Consider the following 25,662-nt stretch of genomic DNA (forward strand, 5'->3'; position numbering starts at 1 on the left):
TTAATACTAGTGTGAGACTTGATACTTTCGCTTCCGGCAGACCCCGAAGAGTCCACCAGCGCGTCGCGCATCAAGCGCCCACACTTATCGGCTGTTAATTTTTAAAGATCGATTACGCATTCACTACCGAACCCGCGCCCACTTCAACCACCCGGCACCGCTTCGTTCTGCGTCGCTGCATCAGCAGCAGAGAAACGAGATTATGGAGATCGGTCGGCACCTCGTCAATCCCCCTTGTGCAATTATTTTCAAAAAGTTGAGAGACACCGAAACGGCCCTTGTCCACGACACCAAAAAAATACTTAGGCATCCAAGCTAATTTCGAGCAGTAGCAGTGATCGCATTTTTTTGCAAGCGCGGACCACCAATGCCAACGAACGAACTCACACCACAAGAAGCGCAACCGAGAGGAGTGGTGTTATGAAGAACGCTTCGGCGCGCGCAGCGCCGCCGGAAGAATGACGCTCTTGTCACAAGCGCATGCCGGTGCACGAACACAGATTCCAGATGCACCACTACCTGCAGCAGACCACGGGCCCCACTTAGCATTAGTGGTTTGAGCCGCTTTCTTTGCTTATCTTTCTTTGCGGCGGCAAAGAAAGTAAGTGCCGCCCCGCACAGGGGCAACGCCAATAGACCACCAACAATTCAAGGAAAACCACAAAAACCACAAGCCCAAAGCAAACACCCCCTAAAGCTCCCAGCAAGAACCGCCGTAAACAAGTAATCCCGCGACATATTTAGCCACCGCCCATGGAAAACCCGACAGAAGCCCAAGCCCAAGCCGAAGCTCAAGCCACGGCCCCCACCCCGTCGCTGACGCTGGAAGCCGTGCCGGTAGGCACCCCTCTCGCCTGGCCGATCGCAGACTCCGACGGCACACTCCTCTTCGCCGGCGGCTCCATCCTGGCGACCACGGACGAGCGCAACTTCCTCTTCGACAACTTCCACCCGCACCGCGGCGACCTGTTGGAAAAAGCGCCACAACCGGAGCCCCAGGCTGAGCAACCCACCACCGGCAACCTCACACTAAAAGACATGCACCTGACGATAGGTGCATTAATCGGTGTGCGCTCCCAACTCGGCAGCGGCGCGCCGATGCATCCATGCCGCATCATCGGCTTCGCGCCCAACCATGCGCTCTTTGTCACGCCGCCACTGCAAGACGGCCGCATCCTCCCGCTACGCCTCGGTGAAAACATCGAGATCGTTGCCATAGCGAGTCATGCCGTGTTTCGTTTCGTCTGCACGGTCGAGGCCGTCTGCCGCGCCCCATTCGACTACGTGGTGCTGTCGAAACCCGGCGTGATCCGCCGCCTGCGCGAACGCAAATCGATTCGCGTCCACGCGCACCTCGCGGTGCGCTTCGGCATCGGCGAAACCGGCGATTCATATGACGGTCTGGGTCTTGCCAAAAGCATCAGCGCACTCGGCATGTCGCTGGCCGCTTCGTGGACGCTGGGGGCAGTCGGCGAGCGCCTGCGCGTCGCCTTCTGCCTCAAATCGGCAGAGATGCAAACGGAGATCGAAACCACTGCAATCATCCGCAACGTGCAGAAAGGCAGTCTGCCGGGCGAGCCGTCAACCCACGGCCTCGAACTCGATCAACTCGACGCCGCACAGCAGATGGCGATGAAAGTCTTCGTATTCGACCGCCAGGACGATGTGCAGTACTGGTCCAACGGTTTGAAATAAACGCGCGAAACCGTACCGCACGTCGCGCGTGCCGCCCAGACTCAGGCGATCAGTTCGTCCGGCGCAAACAGCGCCGCGCCCCACGCATCGGCAAGCGTCCGGCAACGGCCTAGCCGTATCGCCGCTCGCTCGAAGTCGACGAACACCACCTCGTCCGCGTGGCGGGGCCGCACCGGCTGATCGCTACTGCGGCCGTCAGTCAATATCCACAGCCAGCGCTGCTGCGCGGGCTTGCGCCGGGCGCTGAGCTCCAGTACCTGCGCAGCCTGACGGACACCGGACGCTAGCGGCGTCCCACCGCCCCCGCCCACCGGTCTAAGCCACCGCTCGTTCCACCAGCGCGGCACAGCCGGACCGAAACGCAGATCGGCGCCAGCCCCGCCAAAACACACCAGCGCCGCCTCCGCGCGCGAGGCACCGGCGCGATCGAACAACGCAATCAGCAGACCCTTGGCGAGCGCGAGGCGTTGCCCGCCAAGCATGGAACCGGAACAATCGAGCACGAAGCAATGCAGCACACCGCTCCATGGCGCCTCTCGTGCGAAACGCAGATGCCCGGCGCGCAATGTGTCCTGACGCTTTGCGACGAGCGTCGGCAGCCATGCAATGCGCTTGCCCGGCGCACCTTGCAAGCGGCTACGCGGACCTGCGCCGGCCCCTTGCCGCCATCGAAAACCGCTGCGCGAGTCAGCGGCGGCACCCTTCCGATGGCTCAGCGTTTTTTTGCGTTGAGCGGAATGACGCCTTTGACCTGCGCAACGCCCGCGGGCTGTGGCGGCAAGTAACCCCAATCGCTATCGCCGGCGGCAGCGTCCGGCGTCGTATCCAGCGAAGATGCCGATGACGCGGCGTCCGCATCGTCGGCAGCCTGCCGTGGCGCTTCGCTCTCACGTGCGTCACCACCTGCACGCGTCTCCCGATCATGACGCCGATGCGCCAGCACCGACTCAGCAACCCGTTCGACATGCTCCGTCGTCACCGCATTCGCCTGCTCCAGCGCTGCCAATGCCCGCGCCGCACGCAACATGACGAGATCGGCACGCAGCCCATCGACCGCCGCGTCGATGCACAGCGCGCTGACATGCGCGTGCACGGCGTCGTCGAAGTGGAGTTGCGGCAGCGCTTCACGTGCCGCACGAATCCGCTGAATATACGTTTCCTGCTGCTCGGTATATCCCGCACGAAAACCCTGCGGATCGAGATCGAACGCCAGACGCGCCTTGACGATCTGCTGACGCACCTGCGGCTCAAAACAGTTCTGCAGCCCAACCATCAAACCAAAGCGATCGATCAACTGCGGCCGCAACTCGCCTTCTTCCGGATTCATCGTACCGATCAGCACGAAGCTCGCATCGTGACTATGCGAGACGCCATCGCGTTCAATGGTATTCACGCCACTGGCAGCCGCATCGAGTAACGCATCGACAAGCGCATCGGGCAGCAGATTCACCTCATCGACATACAGCACGCCGCGATGCGCTTTCGCAAGCAAGCCTGGCGAAAAACGCACCGAGCCGTCGCGCAGCACGGTTTCGATATCGAGCGTGCCGATCAGGCGGTCTTCACTCGCGCCGAGCGGCAAATTCACCAATTGCCCTTCCGGCAACAATTCGGCGAGCGCGCGCGCCGCGGTCGATTTCGCCGTGCCGCGGGGCCCGCTCACCAGCACGCCACCCAGACCCGGATCGATCGCAGCGAGGAGAAGCGCCTGTTGCAATGGCGTCTGGCCGATCAGCGCAGCAAAGGGAAAAGCGGGCCGTTGGGTCGCAGCGTTCGTCATGGTTGCATTCCTTCGATCTGCTGCTCGCTCTGGAGCAGATGCTGTTCGACTTGCGCGCGATACTCGCCGGGCGCCTGCCACAAACCGCGCTGCATCGCTTCGAGCAGACGCTCGCAGATCGAATGCATGGCGTGCGGATTGTGCCGCTGCAAGAACTCGCGTGTGTCGGCGTCGTTCAGATAAGCATCGGTGACGAGCGCGTATTGATGATCGGCGATCACCCGCGCGGTCGCATCGTAGCCATAGAGGTAGTCGACCGTCGCCGCGATTTCAGCGGCACCCTTGTAGCCGTGGCGTTTCACGCCATCGAGCCATTTCGGATTGACCACGCGCGAGCGGACCACCCGCGCGATCTCCTCATGCAGCGTGCGCACACGCGGCGCGGCCGGATTGCTGTGATCGGCGTGATAGATCTGCGGCTGATTGCCGGCCAGATGCCGCACCGCCGCGACCATGCCACCCTGGAACTGGTAGTAATCGTTCGAATCGAGCAGGTCGTGTTCGCGGTTGTCCTGGTTCTGCAGCACGACGTCCATTGCGGCGAGACGTGTGCCGAATGCGTGGCGCGCTTCTTCGCCGGCGCTTTTCTGCGTGTAGGCGTAACCGCCCCATGCCTGATAGGCGTTCGCGAGATCGGCGTCGGTTTGCCATTGCTGCGAGTCGATCATGTCCTGCAGACCCGCGCCATACGCGCCGGGCCGCGCGCTGAACACGCGCCAGCCGGCGCGTTTGCGCGCCTCGGTGGCGTCCATGCCGCGTGCAATCAGCGCATCGCGTTCGCGCAGCACGCGCGCGCGGATCGGATTCAGGTCTTCAGGTTCGTCGAGTTCGGCCACGGCCTGCACGGCGGCGTCGAACAGATGCATCACGTTCGCGAAGGCATCGCGGAAAAAGCCGGATACGCGCAACGTGACGTCGATACGTGGCCGGTCGAAAGCCTCGATCGGCATGATTTCAAAGTCGGTCACGCGGTGACTGCCAGGCGCCCACTTCGGCCGCACACCGAGCAGAGCAAGCGCCTGGGCGATATCGTCGCCACCGGTGCGCATGGTCGCGGTGCCCCATACCGAGAGACCGATCGCGCGCGGATAGTCGCCTTTCTCCTGCAAGTGCCGTTCGATCAATTGCTGCGCGGATTTCAAACCGAGCGACCATGCCGCTTGCGTCGGCACGGCGCGCGTATCGACGGAATAGAAGTTGCGGCCGGTGGGCAGCACATCGGGCCTTCCGCGCGACGGCGAACCGCTCGGCCCCGGCGGCACGAAACGCCCCTCAAGGCCGCGCCTCAGGTGCAGCATTTCCTGCGGACCGCAGGCGTCGAGTCGCGGTAATACGTCGTTGCGCAGGCGTTCGATCACCCGTTCGGCTTGCAGCAACGTTCCGCCTGCGGGCGTCGCATTGGACGGTTCATCGCCGCACACTTCACGCAACATCTCAGCCGCCAGCAGTTCCAGACGCTCGCGTGTATCGCCACAATGCCGCCAGGGCGCGTCGCTCGCCTGCTGCAATACCTCCGGACGCGGACCGTCCCACGCCGCAGCCCAATCCACCGACAACGGATCGAATAGGTGATCCATCTGCAGATCGCGCGCCAACGCGTCGATCAGACCGGCCTTGCCGCCCTGGCCATCGCCAACCGGAAAGCGCCCCAGCGCCAGCAACGTATCGCGCCGCTGTACACCTTCAGGCGACTGTCCGAACGTATGCAAGCCGTCGCGAATCTGCGCTTCCTTCAACTCGCACAGCCACGCATCGACCCGCGTCAGCAGCGCATCTTCATCGTCCTGACCGTTCGGCTCCGCAAGACTCAACTCGTCATGCAGCTTATGCTCGACGATGGTCGCGAGAATGGTGCGCCTCAACAGTTTCGAGCGGCGCGGATCGACCATCAGCGCTTCATAGTATTCGTCGACCTGGCGCTCGAGGTCCTGCAACGGCCCGTAACTTTCAGCGCGTGTGAGCGGCGGCATCAGGTGATCGATGATGACAGCCTGCGCGCGACGCTTCGCCTGACTGCCCTCGCCCGGGTCGTTGACGATGAACGGATACAGATGCGGCATCGGACCGAGAATCAGATCGGGCCAACAGGCATCGCTCAACGCGACGCTCTTGCCCGGCAACCATTCGAGATTGCCGTGCTTGCCGACATGCACGACAGCGTCGATGCCAAACTGATGACGCAACCAGAAATAAAACGCCAGATAGGCGTGCGGCGGCACGAGTTCAGCGTCGTGATAGCTCGCGTAATCGCCCTGCTCGCGCGAACGCGAGGGTTGTATGCCAACGAACACCTGCCCGCAACGCCAGCCCGCAATCATGAAACGGCCGCGCCGCAACGTCGGATCCTGTTCCGGCGAGCCCCAACGCGCGTTCAGCGCATTGCGAGCTTCCGCCGGCAACGCGTTGAAGTACAAAAGGTAATCGTCGAGCGCAAGGCTTTGCAACGCGGGCCGCAAGTCGCGCACGACCGGATCGTTGGTCACGCCTTCGGTCAGCTTCTTCAACAGCGCGTCGCCGTCGCCGGGCAGCTCGGCCACGCGATATCCCTCATCACGCAGCATGGACAGCAGTCCGACCACCGAGGCCGGCGTATCGAGCCCCACGCCATTGCCGATACGCCCTTCGCTCATCGGATAGTTGGCGAGGATCAGCGCAAGTTTCTTGTCCGCGTTATCGAGCGTTCGCAGGCGGCACCAGCGGCGGCTCAGTTCGGCCAGAAAGCCGACGCGTTCGAGGTCCGGCTGGTAGCGAACCACGTCGACTTCGGTATGCGGGCAACGATAGGCGAGCCCCTTGAAACTGATCGCCCGCGTGATGATCCGGCCGTCCACTTCCGGCAGCGCGATATGCATGGCGATATCACGCGAGTTGAGGCCCTGATTGTCTTTGACCCAGTCTTCACGATTACCGCCGCTCAGGATCACCTGCAGTACCGGCGCGTCGCCGGCGAGCGCAAGCGGCTCGGGGTCGTCGATAGCAGACGCGGCGAATGCGGTTGTATTCAGCACCAGCGCGACATCATGTTGTGCGCACAGCTGCTGCACGACGTCGCGGCTCATCGCGTCTTTAAGCGAGGTAATCGCGATCGGTAACGGATTCAGGCCTTGCGCTTCGAGTGCATCGATCAGGGCGTCGAACACCGCTGTGTTGGCCGCCTGCAGATGCGCCTTGTAAAACAGAATCGCGGCGACCGGCGCATCTTCACGCCAGCGCGCCTGCCAGTCGGCAATGGTCGGCGTGTCGCGTTCGGGATGGTAGAGCGTCGCCGCAGGCAACGCGCGCGGCAGCGCAGGCTCGCGCCCCCAGCCAAGCGAGCGGTACGCGATAAAACGCAGGAAGGCCTCGGCATTCTGCGGCCCGCCTTCACGCAGATAGCGCCATAGCTGATGACACAGTTCGGCGTCGGCGGTGCTGCGCGCGAGCAGATTGGGGTCTTCCTGCAGATCGCCGGAGAACATTGCGAGCGTCTGCTGCTTACGCTCGGCGAGGGCGACCACCTGTTCGATGCCGTATGGCCAGTACGCCTCGCCACCAAGATGGTCGACCACCACGACACGCGCGTGCTGCAACACGTCTTCGATATAGAAATCGACCGAAGCCGGCTGCCGCAAATACGTGACGTTCGCAAGCCGCACGCTCGGAAAACCCTCTCCCAGACGCGGAAAGACGCTCGCGAGCAATGACAGCGTGGTATCCGCGGAACTGAGCACCACGATATCGGCGGGCTGCTGATCGATCCGGATCACACCCTGTGTATCGTCGACAAAACCGCCCGGCGTGGTGCGCAGCAGATGCATGACCGGTTACGCCTGTTGCGGCTGGGTGCTCGCCACGGCGCCCAACGCGGCCTCGAATGCCTGTTGCAGCGCGGCCTGGTCGAGGTCTTCGCCGATCAGCACAAAGCGGCTTTGTTGCTCTGCGTCGGTTTCACCCGCTTGCCAGCGCCGGTCGAAATAACTATCGAAACGACGGCCCACGCCCTGGATCACCAGACGCATCGCCGCACCCGGCAACGCCGCGAAACCTTTCACGCGGTAAATCGTGTTCGTTTCGACGAGTCCTTGCAACGCGGCGATCACGGCCTCGCGCGATGAAACATTCGCGTGCACGACAACCGAATCGAACTCGTCGTGATGGTGATCGGCGTCTTCAGCCGAACCGTGATGGTCGTGGCGCAGATGAATTGTTTCTTCCGACGCCGCTTCGAGGCCCAGCAGCGTATGCAGATCAAGTTGACCCATCTGCGCGCGCACGATCTTCACTTGCGGCGGAATTTCTTCGCGGATGACGGCTTCGACAGAAGCCTGATGCGCTTCGTCGAGCAAATCGGTTTTGTTCAGAATCACCAGATCGGCTGCCGACAATTGATCTTCGAACAATTCGTGCAGCGGCGATTCGTGATCGAGATTCGGATCGGCCTTGCGTTGCGCATCCACGGCGACTGGGTTGTCGGCGAACTGGCCGCTCGCTGCGGCCGGGCCGTCTACCACGGTGACGACCGCGTCGACGGTAAAGCTATTCTTGATCTGCGGCCAGTTGAACGCCTGCACCAGCGGCTTCGGCAAGGCGAGGCCCGACGTCTCGATCAGCACGTGATCGATCTGCTCGCGGCGCTCGACCAGCTTTTCCATCACCGGGAAAAATTCTTCCTGCACGGTGCAGCACAGGCAGCCGTTCGCGAGTTCATACAGTTGCCCTTCGGTCTCGACGCCGTTCTCATCGCAGCCGATGCCGCAACCCTTGAGGATTTCCCCGTCGATGCCGAGTTCGCCGAACTCGTTGACGATCACCGCGATGCGCTTGCCGCCCGCATGCTGAAGAATGTGCCGCAGCAGTGTGGTCTTGCCGCTGCCGAGAAAGCCCGTGACGATGGTGACGGGGATCTTGCGCATTTGAGTTTGCATCGTGGGAGCCATCCGTAGGAGTTGCTCGAGCACGCCGGGGCATCGTGTACAGGTCGGGCAAACGGGGCACATACCCCAAACCACGACCTTAACAAAACACGGGGACGGACAACGGCGTTGCCGAAGCAACCGAAAACTGGAAACGAGAATGAGGTCATGAACGCGCCACCGCATCCCCGCGATGGTCGTTCTTCGTAGTCTGGCCGGTATCCGGGCTGGCGAAAGCGCCGCTTCCCCTTCCCGGACGAGTGGTTTCTCGCCCAGTGGTTATATGCCGACGCGGCCTTGCGCGTGGACATCGAAGCCGGCTCCGCGGCGCTTAGAAACGCACCGCTTTTCGCTTACCGTTGCGGGGGCAGCACAGGTTGACCCGGTCCATTGCAGGTGGGCACCCTGTTTCCCGTTTAACTGCATGCGCACGAGCGCGCACACGAGCACCAAAGTGCGTGCGAGTTTAGGCCGAGCGCCCCGTGCCGTCAAGGAAACGCGGGCTTCGGCAAGGCCTTTCCACAGTGCCGGCGCGGCTTGCCGTGTGCTATCGTATGCGCGCGTTTGGTGCCCGCATATGCGTTCGCATGTGCAGTTAAACGGGAAACAGGCCGCGCTCGCTGCGCTCAACCTGTGCTGTCCCCGCAACGGTAAGCGACCTGCGGTGCTTTCGCATCGCGCATGCGTTTTTGATGCCACTGTCCGGCGAATCCGGGCGGGAAGGCAAAACGCATGAGGCCGTCAGCCCGGATACCGGCCAGACGCGGAGGCAGCGAACATCACGCTGCCGGCCGCCGGAATCCGCGAGGGACGGATGTGAAGGCGCTGAAGCACGACATGGCGCGGCCGTTGGCGTTTTCTGTGAGAAACGCGGCGAGCGGCATTTTTCGTCGCGCGTAATTCGTTGCACCGCATGACCTCAATTTCAGCCGCCTCAGGCATCTTCGCGCCTCACCCGCTCCCGCTTGTCACGACATGGCGTGCGCCATGCACGCCGCGATGAGCCGCGCCTGGCTGATCGGCGCCGGCCCCGGCGACGTCGAACTAATGACGCTCAAAGCGACGCGCGCGTTGGCGCAAGCCGACGTGGTGCTGGTCGACGATCTGGTGAATCCTGAAGTACTGCAGTTCGCGCGCGCGGACACACTGGTCGTGTATGTCGGCAAACGCGGCGGCCATCCGTCGACGCCGCAGGCCGGCATCGTCGCGCAAATGCTCGAGCATCTGCGGGCGGGACGCAGCGTCGCCCGTTTGAAAGGTGGCGATCCGTTCGTGTTCGGCCGTGGCGGCGAGGAACAGCAGGCGCTACATGCCGCGGGCATTAGCGTAGACGTGATCAATGGCATCACCGCCGGGATCGCGGCCCCCGCGGCAATCGGCATTCCTGTGACGCATCGCGATCACGCGCAAGGCGTAGTGTTCGTCACCGGACACGGCGCCGGCAGCGGCGAGCCGGACTGGGCCGCGCTCGTCGCCACACGAATGACGCTGGTGATTTACATGGGCATGCGGCGACTGAACGAAATCGTCGACGCGTTGCTCGCGGCCGGGATGAGCGCCGATACGCCGTGCGCCGCGATCGAATCGGCTACACGCCCCGAGCAACGGCATGCGCTCGCGCGGCTCGGCGCGTTCGCGGATACGGTCGCGCGCGCCGGGCTTGGCTCGCCGGCGATTGTGGTGATCGGTGGTGTGGCGTCGCTGGCTTTGGCGCGTGATGCGGTGAATATCGGCAGCGAAGCTCACAGCAGCGCAAGGAAAACGCTAACCGTCGGCATCGGTTGTCGTTTGCATAGCTCCGCCGAGGAAATCGAAGCGGCTGTGCGCGCCACGCTCGGTTTGCGTTCATTTGACGAAATCAGCACGATCGCCTCGGTTGACGTCAAAGCCCACGAAACCGGCCTGCTCGAATTTTGCGCACGTCATGCGCTGCCGCTGAAACTGTTCAGCCGCGAGCAGATTGCGGCGGTCTCCGTGGAGGATCGGTCGGCAGCGGCCCGCGAGCATCTCGGCATAGACGGCGTCTGCGAGCCGTGCGCCTTGCTCGCTGCGGCGAACGAATCTGAGGCGGCCCGCGCGCCCGACGCAGCCCATGCCTCAATTGGCTCAATGACCCCAGTTGCCTCGTTTGCAGCCGATACCTCCAATGCACGGCTGCTCGTGCGCAAAACCGTACACGCCGGCGTCACCGTCGCAATTGCATCGACCGCCGCCCGCCTCGCCTGCGAACAGACAAACAACGACACTCAAAAACAGGACCTTCCATGAAGACCGATCCCGAATCGCATCAACGCATGACCGAACGCCGGCGCGAGGGTCACGAAAAAAAGCAGGCCAGCGCCACCGTCGAAAAAGGTCTGCTGATCGTCAATACCGGCACCGGCAAAGGCAAAACCACCGCCGCGTTCGGCATGGCCGTGCGCGTGCTTGGGCACGGCATGCGCCTCGGCGTCGTGCAATTCATCAAGGGCGCGTTGCATACGTCGGAGCGCGACTTCCTCGGCGCAATCGCCAATTGCGACTTCGTCACGATGGGCGACGGCTACACCTGGAACACGCAGAATCGCGACGCCGACATCGCCACCGCGCGCAAAGGGTGGAACGAAGCGCGCCGCATGATCGAAAGCGGCGACTATCAGATGGTGATCCTCGACGAACTGAACACCGTGCTGAAGTACGAATACCTGCCACTCGACGAAGTGCTGTCGGTACTGAACGCGCGTGCGGAGATGTTGCACGTGGTGGTGACCGGCCGTCACGCACCGGACGCGCTGATCGAAGCCGCCGACCTCGTCACCGAAATGCGCATCGTCAAGCACCCGTATCGCGAGCAAGGCGTGAAAGCGCAGCGCGGCGTGGAGTTCTGAGCAATGTCCGCGTGCCCCGCCCTGTTCATTAGCGCGCCCGCGTCGGGCCAAGGCAAGACCACGATTACCGCGGGTCTGGCGCGCTACCATCGGCGGCTGGGGCGACGCGTGCGCGTATTCAAAACGGGCCCCGACTTTCTCGACCCGATGATCCTCGCACGCGCCAGCGGCGCGCCGGTCCTGTCGCTAGACCTGTGGATGGTGGGCGAGTCGGCCTGTCGCAACCTGCTTGCGCAGGCGGCCGCCGAGGCGGATCTGATCCTGATTGAAGGCGTGATGGGGCTGTTCGACGGCACATCGAGCAGCGCCGATCTGGCCACCACGTTCGGCGTGCCGGTGCTCGCGGTGATTTCGGCAAAAGCCATGGCGCAGACCTTCGGCGCGGTCGCTTTCGGCCTTGCGCAATTCAGGCCGGAGGTACCGTTTTACGGCGTTCTCGCCAATCGCGTCGGCTCGCCAAGGCACGCGCAAATGCTCGAGGAGGCTTTAGCCCGGGACCTGCGCTGGTGCGGGCACATCAGCGGCAACGACGAAATCGAACTTCCCGATCGTCATCTCGGTTTGCATCAGGCGGCGGAGATCGGCGATCTGGACACACGTCTGGATCGCGCGGCCGATGCGCTCGCGCAAACCGCGCTGGCCGAGTTGCCGCCGCCGGTCGAATTCGGCACGCCTGTAGAACAAGCACCGCCGCGTCTTCTGGAAGGCAAGCGCATCGCCATTGCGCGCGATGCCGCGTTCTCATTCATCTACCCGGCCAACGTCACGCTGCTGGAGACATTGGGCGCGCACATCGATTACTTTTCACCCCTCGCCGATGAAGCGCTGCCGGAGCACGCCGACGCGCTGTACCTGCCTGGCGGCTATCCCGAACTGCATGCTGAACTGCTCGCCGGCAATCTGCGCAGTGCCGCAACGATCCGCGCACACGCCGCAGCAGGCAAACCGGTCGTCGCCGAATGCGGCGGCATGCTCTACCTGCTTGAACAATTGACCGACACGGGCGGCGCCACAACGCCGATGCTCGGCCTGCTGCCCGGCCATGCCACAATGCAAACGCGCTTCACCGCGCTCGGCATGCAACAGATCGACAGCCTGCACGGTTCAATGACCGGTCACACGTTCCACTACTCAAAACTGACGACGCCGCTCACGCCGTTGCGTTCAGCCACCCGGCCAAATAACGATGCCCCCGGCGAGGCCGTGTTCCGTGCCGGCTCGATCGTGGCAACCTATATGCATGCTTATTGGCCCTCCAACCCGGCCTTCACGGCCGCCCTGTTCCATGGCGAAGCCTTTTAACGATTCCGAACGCGAAGCCGTCTACCGCGCGATTTACGAGCGGCGCGACATGCGCCATTTCGTGCGCGACCCGGTTGAGCCTGCTGTGTTGCAACGCCTGCTCGATGCAGCGCATCACGCGCCGAGCGTCGGCTTCATGCAGCCCTGGCGCATCGCGCGTATTACCGACCCGGCTTTGCGCACCGCGCTGCATGCAACCGTAGAAAGCGAACGCCTCGCCACCGCCGACGCACTCGGCAAGCGTCGCGAAGAGTTCATGAAGCTGAAAGTGGAAGGCATGCTGGAATGCGGCGAACTGCTGGTGATGGCGCTGATGGACGGCCGCGAGCGTCACATCTTCGGACGCCGCACCTTGCCGGAAATGGACCTGGCTTCCGTGGCCTGCGCGATCCAGAACATGTGGCTGGCCGCGCGCGCGGAAGGACTGGGCATGGGCTGGGTGTCGCTATTCGACGTCGACACAGTGCGTACGCTGCTGCACATGCCCGAGGGCGCACGGCCGGTGGCGATCCTGTGTCTCGGCCACGTCGATCAGTTCTACAGCGAGCCGATGCTGGAAACCGAACGCTGGGCGAGCCGCATGCCGCTCGCCGAGTGCGTGTTCGAGAATCGCTGGCCGGAAGACGATAAAGCGCCGGAATAATCCGGGCGCAGACCTCTGACTGCTACGGCTGAAGAGGCTTGACCGACACCACGGCCGGCACGCCGCCCGCCTGATCGGCCCGCAGTTTTACGCGCCAGTCGGGCGGCGCATCGAACGGAAATTTTGCCAGCGCGCTTTTCACGAGCACCGGCATTGCATGCAGTGGGTCGGCATCGCGATCGCTGCTGGCCGCACTCACCTTGTAGACTTCCTGTCCGCTCGACTGCTCGAAAAATCTCAGCGTCAGCGCGTGCTGATAAGCGCGTCCGCCGAATAGCGAAAACGGCGGTTCGGGCGAGCGTTCGCACGCACCGGGTGCGCAGTCCGTCGCGCCCACGCCGATCGTTGCCGGCCGCGTGTCATACGCGATTGACAGCAAATAGTGCGCGGACTTGCCCGCCGAATCGGTAAAGCCGTTCTTCGCCAGTTCATCGCGCAGCATGGTTTCAAATTGCGGATGATCCGCACTGGCATCCTGCGACGGCATGCGCGCAATCGTATAGGTGCGCTCGCCTTGCAGCGCGGCGGAAGGATTCGCTGTGTGCACGTCGGCGTTCAACCCCGCGCATCCGGTCAGACTCGCCGCGGCCAGCGCGGCACAGATCAATATCGCTTTCACCGGCTTCTCGCTTCGATAAGGTGAGTGTTCATAGTCATAAGCGCGACGTTGTGGACACGTCGGCTTGCGCTTCGTCGAGTGCCGGCAGGGAAATCGTAAATGCAGTCCCCTTGCCCGGCGCGCTGACCACCTCGACCTCGCCGCCATGGCGCGTCACGACGGTTTTGACGAACGCCATACCCAATCCGGCGCCGCCCACTTCCGGCCGCTCCGTCTCGTGAAAGCGCCGGAAGCGCTCGAACAGCCCCGCCTGCTGCTCCTCGGGAATCCCATAGCCTTCGTCGCGAATCGTGCACGATACACGTTTTGCCGCAACGGGCGCGGCCGTCTGCGCCAGACCGCCTGAGGCGCTGGGACCGCCGAGGCTCTTCAGGCTGCACGTGATCCGCGTATCCGGCGGACTGTACTTGACCGCATTGTTCAGAATGTTGACGAGCGCACGCGTCATTAGCGAACGGTCGGCGCAGATCCAGTGGCCATCGTCGGCATCCGCCGTATCGGTTTGCAGCGCGATGCGCTTGGCGTGGGCCTGCGGCCAGACTTCGTCGCTGGCGTCGATCAGCAGCTCGGTCATGCTCACCGGTTCGAGCACATAAGTCTGCGATTCGGCGCGCGCGAGTTGCACGAAATCGTCGGCGAGCGTCAGCGCGCGTTGCGCATAACGCTCGATGCGCTCCAGCAGGCCGCGCGCGAGCACCGGCTCGCTGCGCGCCCGCTCGATCTCCACCAGCGCCAGAATCGAAGCCTGCGGCGAGCGCATATCGTGCGACAGCAGCCGCAACGCGTCTTCGCGTTGACGCTCGGCCGCGTGCAAGGCCGATACGTCGACGAGGCCCGCGATCCAGCCCGTCGTCTCACCTTGCTCGTTCGTGCAATTCGCATAGCGCAACAGATGGTCGCGCTCGTGGGCGTCGCGCACCTCGACGCCTTGCGCCATCAGCTCGGCGAACTCGCTGCGCGCGGGATCGAGCAGCGCCGGCCATTGGGCATGGGCGAGGAGATTGTTTTCGGCGTCCGACGCCGCGCCGCTGTCGATGGTCTTGACCAGCGTTAGCCCACCGAGCACCGTGCGCATCGGGCTGCCTTCAGGCAGCGGTGCGCCGAGCCGCGCGAAATGCGCCTTGGCGGCATGGTTCGCAATCAGCACGATGCCTTCCACGTCGCTCACCAGGATCGGCTCGGGCATGCTGTCGAGGCTGTCCCATACGAAGCGCTTCATGTCCTGCACGCGCTGCGCCGCCTGCGCCATCAGCGCCATATGCTGCTCCAGCACGTCGCCGCCAAACTCGCGGCGGCGCTGTGGCGTTTCCGGCAGCAGGTGCGGCTCGTCGGCGAGACGCTGCAGTTCTTCGCGCAGATAAGCCATCGTCATTTCGAGGCGCCGCCAGTTCCAGATCGGATACACCACGATCAACCCGGCGATCGCCGGCACCGGCGACATCCACAGTCGCGCGCCGTACAGCATTGCCGCGCTGCCGACGGTGGCAAGCGCGCCCAACGCGACGGTCAACAGCAACGAACGTCGCGGCGACAGCACCAGAAAGCCTGCCAGCAGCGCGGCGAGCGGCACCAGCGACACCGCAAACAGCACCCAGGGTCCGGCGGGCTCGAGTTCGCGACCGGTCAGCAGCGTGTCGAGCACGTTCGCGTGGATATAGACACCGGGCAGCGGGCCCAGCTCACCGGACACCGGTGTGGCAAAGCGATCATATAAGCCGGATGCAGTCACGCCGATCAGCACGATGCGTCCGCGCAGCTTGTCCGCGGGGACATTGCCGGCGAGCACATCCGCGAAACTGAGCTTCGCGTAGTTCTGCGCGTTCGGACCGAAAGGAATCAGGAAGCGGCCTTCGCCTTCGTCATGGTCATCGGATTGGGCCGGCGCCTCGCCGGAAGACGGCCGGTGCGGCAGCTCGTTCAGTTGCAGCGCGCCTCGCTCGACATCCTGGGCGACCGGCACCATCAATTGCGGCCAGCGAGAATTCGCGTCGCCCTCGAACTGCGCAACGCTGCGCACGATGCCGTCACTATCGACTTCAAGGTTGATATGTCCAAGCCCCGCTGCCGCACGCGCAAGCGGCGCCACCGGCTCGACCGCGACGCGCTGGCCGGCGCTGTCCGGCGGCGTCAGCAGCATAGGCAGATAGGTGGGACTCAGGGCGACCGCGCGGGCGAGCTCGGCGTCTTCGGCATTGGCCTCGGTAAACAGCACGTCGTAGATCACGGCGGCGGGCCTCGCCTTCGCAATCTGTTCGAGCAGCCTCGCGTGGACGCTGCGCGGCCATGGCCAGCGGCCAAGCTGCGCGATGCTGGCGTTGTCGATTTCCAGCACCACGATATCGCGCAGCAACGGTTGCGCGCGCAAACTCAGAAACCGGTCATAGACCAGATGATCGACGCCGGCGGTCAGCCGGCCGAGCGAACTGAGCAGAATCACCACAATGCCCAGGCAGCCGATCGCCACCCATTCGAGCAGGAAGCGGCGGCCGGCGCGCCGTCCGAGACGGGCGCGCGGGTCGAGGCTCAGGCGCGTGTGTGTGGTCGGCAAGGCGTGGCGTGGTTGAGAGCTAAGGAACAGGTCGGTTGTTGACCCGGCCCCGTGAATCTACCAGCGTCAGCGTGCAAGCGTAAACGAGCGGACCGTGCTGCTCTTCTCGTAGAAGCGGCCGTTTTCGAACTGCTCAGCGACGATCGTCCAGTAGTAGACGCCGCCCGGCAGGTCGCTCACCACAATCTGGCCGCCCGTCAGATCGGTCTTGTCGACGAGCGGGTGGCGCAGGTCGGCGGTCGTGGCCAGCACAAAACGAAAGCGCGTCGCGACCGTGGAGCGGCTGACGAACCAGCGGAACTCGTAGTCGCGGCTGCCGGCGCGCGGGCCCGCCGACGCATTCAGACCCAGTTGGCGCCGCTCGAAACCGTAAACCTGCGGCAGGCCTTCGAGGCCGTTCGAGTCGATCGCGGCGATGCGCACGAAATACGTGCCGTCGGCCAGATCGCCGAAATCGGCATGCGGCGCGTTCACGCGCAGATCGCGGATCAGGTCGAGCTGATCGGCATCGCGCGCAATCTGGACGCGATAGGCCACGGCGCGCTCGGCGGGGACGAGGTCGAACGCGACCGTTTTGCCGTCCTGCACTTTGGCCGGGTCGGTAAGCGACGGCGCGGCCAGCAATTCCACCGGGCCGCCGATCGCGCCACCCGCCCGCGTGACACTGCCATAGCGCGCCTTGACGAGTTGCGCCGACGCCTGCAGCGGTACGCCGGGTGACGGCGCGGAGATCCGGCCATTGACAGCGGCCGGGTCGACGCCGACCGCTCCGTCCAGCACTTCCACCGCCGTGGTTTGTGCGTCGCCGTCGTAGGCGACCTTGAAGCGCGTACCGCGCACGCCCGCTACAACCGATGGCGAGCGAATCTGGAAGCGGTCGTCCTTTTTGGTGGCGTGCGTGACCTGGCTCTCGACTTCGCCATGCTGCAGATCGAGTACGCGATCGCCCGAACCGGTCAGCACGGTACGCCGCAGCGTGCCGATATCGAGCACACCGTCCTGCGACACCGTGATGTGCGAGCCGTCCGGCAACTCCAGCGTGACAAAGCCGTTATGGCCGGTACGAATGCGGTCGCCTTCGCCGAGCGTCGTGCCCGCGGTGAGCGGCGTAAAGGGATTCTTGCCGAAAGCATGCTCCGCCGGACCGCTCGTCGCGATCACGCGCGCCGACTCGGGGTCCTGTTTGAGCCTGTCGGCCGGCAGACGCAGCGTGATGCCGGCCGGCATACGGCGTGGCGCGGGCACGTGATTCAGGCGGCTCAACATGGCCCAATCGCCGGAGTCGCGCAGATAGCGGCCGGCGATTTCATACAAGGTGTCGCCATCGTGGGTCACGTAGGACACATAGACGGGTGCAGTCATTTTGCTACGTGGCTTCGGCGCGCGCGGCGACTGTGCATCCGCCGAAACCGGCGCGAAGCACGTGATTGCAATCAGGCCGGCCACCGCTAGCGCCGCACCGGCGCGCCAGCCCGTCGAACTTGCGCAACCGGGCGCTACCGCATCGAAAGCAACCGTCACGCATCCCCCGCTTCGGGGCGCTCTTCGGTCGCCACGGGCGGCGAGCCGGATTCGATCCGTTCGAGCCGGTACCCATAGCCGTAGATCGGCGTCAGACGATAGCCATGCTCCGGACGCAAGCCGAGCTTGCTGCGCAGCATCGACACGTGCGTGTCCATCGTGCGCGACGGAATGTCCGTTGCCTGCTTCCAGATCACATCGAGAATGTGCGCGCGAGAGAGCGGCCGGCTCAGGTGCTGGAACAGCAGCAGCGCGAGCTCGAACTCCTTCTGCGTCACGGCGACGGCCGCGCCGCGCACCACCACGTGCTTTGCGCCCAGATCGAATTCGAATTCGCCGAAGACTTCTTTCGTCGCAGGCGGCTTGAGGTGATACGCCCGGCGCAGCAAGGAGCCGACACGCGCCAGCAGGACCGCACCAGAGACCGGTTTGACGACGTAATCGTCCGCGCCAGTGTTGAGGATCGAAGTGATATCGGTTTCGCGGCCGCGGCTCGTCATGAACAGAACCGGCAAGCGCTCGGAGAGGCTTTCGCGCACCCAGCGCAGCACCTCTTCGCCCGACATGTCGGGCACGTTCCAGTCGAGCACGAGCAGGTCGAAGGTCTGGCGCCGCAGCTGCCGCACCAGTTCACGGCCCGCGCCGAAAGCATGACAGACGTGGCCGGCCGCCGACAGCGTTTGGCAAACTAGATCGGCCTGAGCCGAATCGTCATCCAGGACTGCAATTCTCATAAAACCCCGCAACGCGACATCGTCCTTCGTAACTGTTGGCCGGTGAGCCGGCAGATGGCCGGGATGGCGGTGCGAACACCGACGATCCAGCTTCCTGTTTTCATCCTCGGCTGCACTCTTTTTCGATTAACGGTCCTTTGCCTCGCGCCCTGTTCAGTTCTGCCGCCCCATTGTCTCGAAATTAGCGCGTATTTTTGGCTTTAGCGCGCTGATTACCGAGGGGGCAGATCATCATAATCGAAAACGGCCGTTCTTTTTTCCGGATGCTCTTATGCGGCTATCCGGCCCGGCTCGGCCACTGCGGGCCGCTCTATGGGATTTTCCCCAACGTCTCTCTCAGGCTCTGCCTGTTATTGATATCGACCTCAATGGGTCGCTATTCGAGTCGGCTGGTCTCGCTCGCACGGTGATTGGCCCCGTCTGCCTTTTGTCCTATCGGGCTGTGCCCCCCGGCGTTCAGGAAACAGCGATTTGACAATTTGCGAGTCAGTATAGGAACAGTCTCAAAATAAATCGTTTAAGAATTGTCAAACCGGTTTAAGGATGCGATTGCAGATATACATCGAAACACATAGACACCACAAAAACAACTTTAAAAACAATCACTTAAAACAACAATCGGATCAATCGACGTAATGGCGACGTGCGCTGTCGCGTTGCAAAACTTCGCGGCCAGCGTAACATTTAGCGTAGGTTTTTTTGCAACCAAAGTAGTCCGGAAACCGACATCAGACCCAAGATGAAGTTCGACGCCAGACGGGCCAAGCTCCTCCAGCCGCAACAACATATAGCGTTCGACGACTTCCCCGGCTTACGACTTGAAGCGACGGCGACGCGACGCACCTGGACGTACCGATACCGATCGCCCCTCGACGGTAACATGCGACAAATCAAGCTCGGGGACTGGCCAGCAATGCCTCTCGCCGCCGCAGTCGTTCAGTGGGAGACAAAACGAGGCATCCGTGATACCGGCGAAGATCCCGCCCTTGCACGACGCCGGGCCAGGGAGCACGTCGCCGCACCGGACGTCAAACATGGTCTAGGTGCATATACCGTTCGGTGCCTCGTCGCCGATTATCTAGCTGGACACGTCGAGCACAACGCTAGCCCTGCAGTGCAGACAAATACTCGATACGCACTTGGCAGCCCCATCGAACCGATTCTGGACAAGCTTCCTGAAAGCGTCACTCGCAAGATGGCCTTCGACCTGCTGGAAGGGTTGCGAGATCGCCCAACCTATGCGAACCGCATCAAGATGGAACTTGGCGCGGCATGGGACTACGCGCTCGATGCCGGCCGGCTTCCCGAAAATACCCCAAACTGGTGGCGCCAGATCATGCGCGGACGACTGCGCAGCAAGGGCCGCAGTCGCAACGGTGAGCGTGTCACAGACAAGCGTGTACTGACTGGTCCCGAGATCACTGCTCTCGTTCCGTGGGTACAGGTGCTTGAAGAGGATGTAGCGGATGCGGTGCAACTCTATCTATGGACAGGACAACGCGGCAACGAGATTGTCGCCATGCAGGGCGTCGAGTTGAGCGAAGAGACGGATGGTTTCTGGTGGACCATTCCGAAGGCAAAGACGAAAAACAAGCGCATAGAACGCGCGACTGCGCATCGCGTACCGCTCGTCGGTCGGGCTGAGCTGATCGTCCGGCGGCGATGGGCGATTTACGGCGCCGGCCATTTATTTCCTTACGCTGCGCCGAAATCGGGACGCCGCCCGGCCAAGTCGCGCAAAGGCATTACTCAAGCGAGTGTCGGGCAGATCATTGCCCGCTGCCAACCCTACTGGAAGGGAAACAACAAGCTGGTGACTGAACGTCCAATCCCTGTGACGGGATGGACGCCACACGATCTTCGCCGCACCGCGCGCACGATGCTCGGCGCGATGGGATGTGCGAACGAGGTAGCCGAAGAGATAATTGGACACATCAAGCCGGGCATCGTGGGGGTCTACAACCTTTATACCTACGATGCCGAAAAGCGAGAGTGGCTTACGAAGCTGGCCGCCCGCCTTGAGGAACTGGCCGCTTCCTAACGCCTGTATTCTCTGGCGGCAGGAGATCGGCAATCGGACGCGCGTCAGCCCACTCCTGAACCTCGCGCGCAAGCCACCCTACCCTCCGGCCCGACAGTAGCCGCGGTTCGGGAAACGTTTTCTCGCGCACCAGTTTCTGTACGGTCGTCGGCGACAGTGAGAGCGCCTCTGCCACCTCTTTCAGAGAAAAACAAATTTTCATTGCGACTTCACCTTTCGTACGTTATGCGTCCTCCCCATCCCCGTTGCGCCGTTTAGATGAGGAACAACCGGCGAATTGATGAGGTATCGATAACACCTCACACGTGCCGCGGTGGGAGAGCGCACGTCTAAATCTAATGGGCAACCTCGAACGCCGCAAATACGCTCCCAGGAATAAAATTGCGTTCATTGGTATATCGATCGGACGTAGGCTTTCCTCAGAGTTCCGCGGTAGTCCTTTACCAAATGAGGCTGAGACGAAAATCATCGTCATCCTGCGCCTTCAAGCACGATTCTTTCCATTTCAGGTTCAATGGATATCTAGCCCACGCAGCGCGTCAGGGGTATGAACTCCCGTTCCCCACTTAACATGCCGTGCGTTGCGTGCGCAGATCGATATCTGCGGGTCCTAAACCGCCGATGCCACTTTGGAGAATCGGACATGTCGCAACCCGGTGTTTCATTCGCCCCATCGCGAGCCGCGGGTTCGTCCGTCGACCAGTTCAAGGTTCGGGTCGTGCTGCTCGCCGTCTTTGTCGGCTCCATTTGGGCGACGTTCTTCCTGTCGGTTTCAATGCCTTTCCTGCATCTGAATCGGCATGACGTTGTCCCGCGCACGCTGAGCGGCCTGAAGGGCATCCTGTTGCGCCGTGGCTGCACGCCGGGCTGTGGCACATCACCGCCAACACAGGCGGGCTGCTGGTGCTCGGCTGGCTCACGATGTGGCCGCGCATTGCGAATTTCTGGCAGGCGACCGCCGGCGCCATCCTCGGCGCGGGATTGTGTGCACGGCTGCTGGGCGCACCATATTCTGTGCACATCGGCGCGAGCGGCGTAGTGTTCGGATACGCAGGGTATCTCGTCGCACGCGGTGTTTGCACGCGCGGCATCATCTCGATTCTCGTCGCCCTATTCGTGGCCAGTAGCTACGAACTGAGTATGCTGCTTGGCGCGCTGCCCCTCTACCCGGGCGTATCGTGGCCAAGCCATCTTGGTGGCGCGATTGGCGGCATCATCGCCGCGCGACTGTCGCGACAAAGCCTGCGTCCCCAGCGACCACCAGTCAGTATCTTCGCGTGGACGACGATCGTCGTCATCGCGAAGCAGATGAAAAGCACCGCATTGACTGGTAAGTTCAGATGGCTGAAGTTCGGCCGTAGCCGACGTTGGGCTTCCATCGGATCGCAACTGAGCGAATGACTGCTCTCCTAGCATCAATCGCAAGATGTTGCCAGATTGATCCCAGAGTTGAGCGGTGCGATGCAGTGACGCGCGTTTCTTCTTAATCGCTTGCTCGTCCTTCGCGAATAATCTTGTAAGCGTTTCCGCCCCATAGTTCAGGGGGTGGAATGACAGGTGCAAGGCCTGTCAGATATGGATTGCTACCATTGCTGTAGCAAATCTGTAGCCCGCGATATTTGCTCTGTTAGAGCATCAGCTGACTATTGCGTAGTCGCAGCTTTTGCGCTCACACTCCCGCGCAGCAAGTGCTCAGGGATGATTCCGGTTCGGCCCATTTAGACAGGTCGTCTGCTTATCGACTGTATTGGCACGCGGAGTATTCCCAACTTCGCGTTGAGTGCGGACTTGTCCTGCGATCTTTTCTTTGGTTGCCGGTGGAGGCAATCCGAGTCCGCCTGGAGCCAACGCTTTATCCATCATAGGGGGCGATGGTCCCAGCCCGCCCGGTGCCAATCGGCGCGCATTTGATACATCTTGAGGATTCACAGCGCCCGTTGAACTCAATCCGCTGCTTGAGGTTAGTTCTTTTTCAGCCCCGTCGGCAGCCGGAATCGCTGGGTCAAGAAATCTATTCTTTAAAGAATAAACTGAATTAACAAATACAATAAAAAAGGCAAATGAGACCGCAAGAATTAATAGCCCAGTGACAGAAGACTTGACGGAAATCTTTCCAACTTCCAGATCAACGCTGCCACCTTGGGATCCCATATCCTTCGAAGATGCGGCCGATGCTAGCTTGTAAGCAGCAACCAGTTGTACCGCCGATAGAAGCACACCAGAAACAGTTGTGGTGACAACCATCCAAAGCAATACCTTATCTAGTGTTTCATGACTGGCTTGTCAAAAAAACGATTTCGCAGAAAAAATAATAATGGTGGCGATCCTGAGGGAGACTCAATCTCCGCCGTTGCGAGTTATATGCATTTATCAGGAGAATCGCCCCGGAACGCCAACGGCCCCGAAGACCGTTATGCGGACCAAACTAGTTGCCAAGCATTATTGGAATGGACGTAGGTTCAAAGAGTGAACGGCCCAGGGCTGATTTTTTTGAAATGGGTTGCGACCACTGCTGTAGGAAATCTGTATCACACATGTCGGGTGACACAGAAAGTGAAAACTGTGCCAGGTAAGTGAAAAACTGCTGACACGGTTAGTGAAAAATTCCGGCGGCGGACCTTATGCGTGTAGTGGGATGCGGAGGTCGGGTACGGCAAAGTCCTGTTCAGTCTAGACAGCCGTCAGGCCGCCATCGGCCGGCAGGTCGATGCCGGCGACGTAGCTGCTCTGATCGGAGGCGAGGAATAAAGCTGCGGAGGCGATCTCCTCGGGGCGCGCCAAGCTTCAACGCGAAGGCATTGACTGCATAGTCGGCCGCGGCCTGCTGCTTTGCGCCAGCCTAACCGAAATCGCAAGACGCCCTCACGCCGGCCATGACTTTAGCGCCAGTTTCACCATCCGATGAAGATCATCCCGGCTCGCCCCCGATTGCGCTTCCACCGCCATGCCCCATGCAATCGTGAAGACATACCTGGCAAGGTCGTCCGGATCGGCATCGGCAGGGAGTGCGCCGCTGGATTTGAACCGCTTAAACCGCTTTCGCAACTCGATCCGGCTCGCCTTCCTTAGTTCGGCCAGGTCATGCCGGACAGAGCCTTCCGTTTCGTCGGAACAGGGCAAGCTGCAGTTCAGCACGAGACATCCGGGAGGATGTTGTTTTGACGTATAGGAGTCGGCCAGCCCGTAAAGCACCCGCTCCGCAACGGCCAAAGGCGTCGCCTGGTTGAGGGCCTCCGAAAAGAAATTAAGCTGCTGCCCACATTGGTAGCGGTCAACCACCTGTTTGAAAAGCGCTTCTTTACTCTTGAAGGCGAAATAGAAGCTCGGCGGCGTGATCCCGATGGCTCCCGTCAAGTCTGAGAGCGACGTTCCCTCGTATCCCTTGCGCCAAAACAATTCACCCGCAGTATCTAGCGCCTTCTCGATATCAAATTCGCGTGGCCGTCCCATCGAATTCCGTCTAACTCCCTCGTTGTGCTGTAAGCGGCGGCTCTCGTCACTCCAATTAGCGCCATGACGCTAGGCGTGCTCCGCGAGCGATTGTATAGCGACTAGTATAAAACTCTTGACCCTTCCCGTCCAGATAGTATAGCGTCCGCTATAGAACGTCGTGTCGCCGTCTGAGCAGGCGGCGCGTCGCTGCAAAAACTTCCGAAGGGGACTATGCAAAATGAAAATACGCAGAATAGTGACCGCCGAAAGAAAGTCGGGCGTTGCAGTCCAGGTGAGTGAATTGTTCGACACGACCGCGCCGAACCTTCTTCCGACCAATATCTGGGGGTTCGATCAGCTTCCAAAACTGCCGCTTGCAGCCGAGCAGGTGCTCGGCGAGTACCAGCAAAAGGGGCTTTTCGGCCCGAAAGGTGCCCTGCGCATCGACGTCCAATCATTGCCTCCGGAGACGGGCAACCAGGCGCCGGACCTTGGACCGCTTCTTGCCATGCTCGACCTCGGGACGGGCCACAACATGACTCCTGGCAAATCGGGCGGTGGGATGCACCGCACCGACAGCATCGACCTCGTGATCGTGATCAGCGGTGAGGGGGTCATGGCTTACCCCGACGAAGACGGCCAGTTGATGGAGGTTCACCTCAAGCCGGGTGATGTCATCGTGCAAAACGGTAACTTTCACGAGTGGCGCAACCGCTCCGCCGCGCACTTCGTAGTCGTTCTCGTGGTGCTCGGGGCCGAACGCGCGGGGGCCGCGGCATGAGCGTCCCCGTCCTGGTGTTTGATGGGGTGACAAAGCTCCCTCCAGAAGCCAACGGTGCCATCGTCATTGGCGGCTCGAACGCCACGATTTACGCGGCCTATTTTTCAGCCAAAGCCGGCGCTCGCGCGCCATTCATCATGACTGCGGCATCGGTCGAGATGAGGCGGGGGTCCGAGGTCTGCCTTGGGCCGAACAACATGGCATGGCTATGGCGGCAGTTGCGACCGGCACTGCCTGCGCCGGCGACGCCGGAGACATGTTCAAGCGCGGCATCATCAGTCGCGTCAACAAGATTGCGGCCAATTGTGGTGTAGAGAGCGGCCAAACCGTCGCACAAGCAGCAGAGCTTTTGAAAGCCGCGCCTTGGCCTCATGCAGATGTGGAGGCGCCGGCGGTGGCACGCACCTTTATCGACGGCGTCCTCTGCATAGACTCCATCTCTCAGGGTAACGCCGAAGATGCAGGCTTGGTCGTGGCGAGCGGTAGTCATGGCGGCAGAAGTGCTGCGCCATTTGCGCGATCCTTCAAGCCACGCCTTGTTTTCTTCAACGATGCCGGTTTCGGCCCCGATCGTTCGGGTGCGGCCTCCCTTCCTATCCTCGATGCGGAGGGTATTGCCGCCGCTACGGTCGCCGCCGATTCGGCGTGCATCGGTGACGGCCAGTCCACGCTGACACAGGGCATTATCTCGGCCGCGAATGAAACGGCATATCGACTCGGCGCCAGGGTCGGGGATGCGCCCTTAAATTGGCGCGCACGGTCGCGCAGAGACCTCAGTAACAAGGAACCATCGAACAACCCACCGGC

The 25,662-nt window shown here is 62.1% G+C and carries 18 protein-coding genes, 3 pseudogenes and 2 riboswitches; of the genes and pseudogenes, 9 read left to right on the forward strand and 12 right to left on the reverse strand.

The window, feature by feature from the left end:
• Positions 1 to 753: 753 nt before the first annotated feature.
• Complete coding sequence (locus tag R8871_RS35725) at positions 754 to 1,695, forward strand: flagellar brake protein (protein WP_175054623.1); 942 nt, start codon at positions 754 to 756, stop codon at positions 1,693 to 1,695.
• A gap of 41 nt (positions 1,696 to 1,736) precedes the next feature.
• Here the strand turns inward: R8871_RS35725 and R8871_RS35730 are convergent, their stop codons facing one another.
• The 4 genes from R8871_RS35730 to cobW form a co-directional block, all read right to left on the reverse strand.
• Positions 1,737 to 2,327 (reverse strand): vWA domain-containing protein, encoded by a 591-nt coding sequence (locus R8871_RS35730; protein ID WP_175054624.1) that lies wholly within the window; start codon positions 2,325 to 2,327, stop codon positions 1,737 to 1,739.
• Between the two features lie 80 nt (positions 2,328 to 2,407).
• A complete protein-coding gene (locus R8871_RS35735) occupies positions 2,408 to 3,475 on the reverse strand; it encodes an ATP-binding protein (protein ID WP_175054625.1) in 1,068 nt (355 codons plus the stop codon).
• The gene (cobN, locus tag R8871_RS35740; protein WP_175054626.1) at positions 3,472 to 7,272 is read right to left on the reverse strand and encodes a cobaltochelatase subunit CobN; all 3,801 of its coding nucleotides are present in this window, start codon (positions 7,270 to 7,272) and stop codon (positions 3,472 to 3,474) included. Before cobN ends, R8871_RS35735 begins: the two co-directional genes overlap by 4 nt.
• 6 nt (positions 7,273 to 7,278) lie before the next feature.
• Positions 7,279 to 8,379: a cobalamin biosynthesis protein CobW gene (cobW, locus tag R8871_RS35745; RefSeq protein WP_175054627.1), complete on the reverse strand. Its 1,101-nt coding sequence runs from the start codon at positions 8,377 to 8,379 to the stop codon at positions 7,279 to 7,281.
• A 184-nt stretch (positions 8,380 to 8,563) separates the two neighbouring features.
• Positions 8,564 to 8,836, reverse strand: a riboswitch (cobalamin riboswitch).
• 79 nt (positions 8,837 to 8,915) lie between these two features.
• Positions 8,916 to 9,143: riboswitch (cobalamin riboswitch) on the forward strand.
• A 223-nt stretch (positions 9,144 to 9,366) separates the two neighbouring features.
• Between cobW and cobA the strand changes: the two are divergent.
• The 5 genes and pseudogenes from cobA to bluB form a co-directional block, all read left to right on the forward strand.
• A pseudogene (gene cobA / locus R8871_RS38805) lies at positions 9,367 to 10,089 on the forward strand (uroporphyrinogen-III C-methyltransferase); the annotation flags it as partial.
• Entirely contained in the window at positions 10,090 to 10,635 is a 546-nt protein-coding gene (locus R8871_RS38810) for a cobalamin biosynthesis protein (protein WP_322789533.1), read from the forward strand. It abuts the pseudogene before it with no gap.
• Complete coding sequence (gene cobO, locus R8871_RS35755) at positions 10,632 to 11,234, forward strand: cob(I)yrinic acid a,c-diamide adenosyltransferase (RefSeq protein WP_054036361.1); 603 nt, start codon at positions 10,632 to 10,634, stop codon at positions 11,232 to 11,234. Before R8871_RS38810 ends, cobO begins: the two co-directional genes overlap by 4 nt.
• A 3-nt stretch (positions 11,235 to 11,237) precedes the next feature.
• Positions 11,238 to 12,536 (forward strand): cobyrinate a,c-diamide synthase, encoded by a 1,299-nt coding sequence (locus R8871_RS35760; RefSeq protein ID WP_175054629.1) that lies wholly within the window; start codon positions 11,238 to 11,240, stop codon positions 12,534 to 12,536.
• Positions 12,520 to 13,179 (forward strand): 5,6-dimethylbenzimidazole synthase, encoded by a 660-nt coding sequence (gene bluB, locus R8871_RS35765; RefSeq protein WP_175054630.1) that lies wholly within the window; start codon positions 12,520 to 12,522, stop codon positions 13,177 to 13,179. The genes R8871_RS35760 and bluB overlap by 17 nt, the downstream gene beginning before the upstream one ends.
• A 22-nt stretch (positions 13,180 to 13,201) precedes the next feature.
• On the opposite strand, the gene R8871_RS35770 is transcribed toward bluB, so the two are convergent.
• The 4 genes from R8871_RS35770 to R8871_RS35785 form a co-directional block, all read right to left on the reverse strand.
• Complete coding sequence (locus R8871_RS35770; protein WP_246287995.1) at positions 13,202 to 13,798, reverse strand: DUF4136 domain-containing protein; 597 nt, start codon at positions 13,796 to 13,798, stop codon at positions 13,202 to 13,204.
• A gap of 34 nt (positions 13,799 to 13,832) precedes the next feature.
• Positions 13,833 to 16,346 carry a CHASE2 domain-containing protein gene (locus R8871_RS35775; protein ID WP_175054632.1) on the reverse strand — a complete coding sequence of 838 codons (2,514 nt, stop codon included), beginning with the start codon at positions 16,344 to 16,346 and terminating at the stop codon, positions 13,833 to 13,835.
• A gap of 66 nt (positions 16,347 to 16,412) precedes the next feature.
• A complete protein-coding gene (locus tag R8871_RS35780) occupies positions 16,413 to 17,867 on the reverse strand; it encodes a FecR family protein (protein ID WP_175054633.1) in 1,455 nt (484 codons plus the stop codon).
• Complete coding sequence (locus R8871_RS35785; RefSeq protein WP_175054634.1) at positions 17,864 to 18,601, reverse strand: response regulator transcription factor; 738 nt, start codon at positions 18,599 to 18,601, stop codon at positions 17,864 to 17,866. Before R8871_RS35785 ends, R8871_RS35780 begins: the two co-directional genes overlap by 4 nt.
• Before the next feature lie 739 nt (positions 18,602 to 19,340).
• On the opposite strand from R8871_RS35785, the gene R8871_RS35790 reads away from it, so the two are divergent.
• Complete coding sequence (locus R8871_RS35790) at positions 19,341 to 20,642, forward strand: tyrosine-type recombinase/integrase (protein ID WP_175054635.1); 1,302 nt, start codon at positions 19,341 to 19,343, stop codon at positions 20,640 to 20,642.
• On the opposite strand, the gene R8871_RS35795 is transcribed toward R8871_RS35790, so the two are convergent.
• Complete coding sequence (locus R8871_RS35795; protein ID WP_175054636.1) at positions 20,599 to 20,844, reverse strand: helix-turn-helix transcriptional regulator; 246 nt, start codon at positions 20,842 to 20,844, stop codon at positions 20,599 to 20,601. The two genes, R8871_RS35790 and R8871_RS35795, sit on opposite strands and share 44 nt — an antisense overlap.
• Before the next feature lie 701 nt (positions 20,845 to 21,545).
• Here R8871_RS35795 and R8871_RS38605 point away from each other — a divergent pair.
• A pseudogene (locus R8871_RS38605) lies at positions 21,546 to 21,812 on the forward strand (rhomboid family intramembrane serine protease); the annotation flags it as partial.
• Between the two features lie 522 nt (positions 21,813 to 22,334).
• Here the strand turns inward: R8871_RS38605 and R8871_RS35805 are convergent.
• The 3 genes and pseudogenes from R8871_RS35805 to R8871_RS35815 form a co-directional block, all read right to left on the reverse strand.
• Positions 22,335 to 22,886, reverse strand: a complete 552-nt coding sequence (locus R8871_RS35805; RefSeq protein WP_175054637.1) for a hypothetical protein — start codon at positions 22,884 to 22,886, stop codon at positions 22,335 to 22,337.
• A 426-nt stretch (positions 22,887 to 23,312) separates the two neighbouring features.
• A pseudogene (locus tag R8871_RS38770) lies at positions 23,313 to 23,423 on the reverse strand (SDR family oxidoreductase); the annotation flags it as partial.
• Positions 23,424 to 23,504: 81 nt separating this feature from the next.
• Positions 23,505 to 24,092 (reverse strand): TetR/AcrR family transcriptional regulator, encoded by a 588-nt coding sequence (locus R8871_RS35815; protein ID WP_175054638.1) that lies wholly within the window; start codon positions 24,090 to 24,092, stop codon positions 23,505 to 23,507.
• Between the two features lie 283 nt (positions 24,093 to 24,375).
• Here R8871_RS35815 and R8871_RS35820 point away from each other — a divergent pair, with 283 nt between their 5' ends.
• Positions 24,376 to 24,855, forward strand: a complete 480-nt coding sequence (locus R8871_RS35820; RefSeq protein WP_217468936.1) for a cupin domain-containing protein — start codon at positions 24,376 to 24,378, stop codon at positions 24,853 to 24,855.
• Positions 24,856 to 25,662: the final 807 nt, after the last annotated feature.

Origin of the sequence: Paraburkholderia sediminicola (genome assembly GCF_902859805.1) — a bacterium.
GTDB lineage: Bacteria > Pseudomonadota > Gammaproteobacteria > Burkholderiales > Burkholderiaceae > Paraburkholderia > Paraburkholderia sediminicola.